This is a genomic window from Skermanella sp., from assembly GCF_059503625.1.
The window spans coordinates 1-865 of the sequence record NZ_JCACHA010000344.1 but is presented as its reverse complement, the minus strand read 5'-3'; the positions used below and the strand labels follow the sequence as shown (position 1 = coordinate 865).

At 65.8% G+C, this 865-nt stretch carries 1 protein-coding gene; it reads right to left on the bottom strand.

Annotation, left to right across the window (positions count from 1 at the left end):
* A partial coding sequence (locus AC5JJ6_RS07955) for a GMC family oxidoreductase (protein WP_496041520.1) occupies positions 1–865 on the bottom strand: 865 nt, incomplete at both ends.

The window sequence follows — 865 nt, the reverse complement described above, 5'->3', positions numbered from 1 at the left end:
CTGCGCATCGACCACGGCGTAAGCGTCCTCGGCAGGTCCCATCTTGCAGGTGCCGACCGGGTGGAAGATCGTCGTGCCGATGTCGCCAGCCGCATTTGCCAACTCCTCGTCGCTCTGGAGTTCCGTACCTGGGCGGTATTCCTCGGGCTGGAAGCGCCGCAGAGCCTCAGCCGCCGCGATCCGGCGGGTCAGCCGGATCGCATCGACCGCCACCCGCCTGTCCTCGTCAGTGCTGAGGTAGTTGAGCTGGATCGCGGGATGGGTGCTCGGCTCCGGGCTCCTGATCCGGACAAATCCGCGGCTGGTTGGGCGCAGGTTGCACACCGAGGCGGTGAAGGCCGGGAATGGATGGAGCGCCTCGCCGAATTTGTCCAGGCTCAAAGGCTGGACATGATACTCCAGATTGGGTGTATCGAAGCTGGGATCGCTCCTGGTGAAACAGCCGAGCTGGGAGGGTGCGGCGGTCATCGGCCCACGCCGGTACAGGGCGTATTCCCAGGCCATGCCGGCGCGTCCAAACATGCCACGCGCCCGCTCGTTGAGCGTGAGCGTGTTCTTGACCTTGTAGACCAGGCGGATCTGAAGGTGGTCCTGCAGGTTGCCGCCAACCCCCGGCAGCTCGTGCTGCACCTCGATGCCAGCATTGCGCAGCCACTCCCCAGGTCCGATGCCTGAAAGCTGAAGCAGGTGCGGAGACCCGATCGAGCCTGCGGCCAGGATCACCTCGGCTCGGGCGTTCGCGGTTTTGACCCCGCCCTTATGGAGGAATTCCACACCGGTGCAGCGCCGGCCCTCGATCACCAGCCGTTTGACCTGTGCCGCGGTCTGCACGAGCAGGTTGGTCCGCCGCTTGGCCGGACGCAGG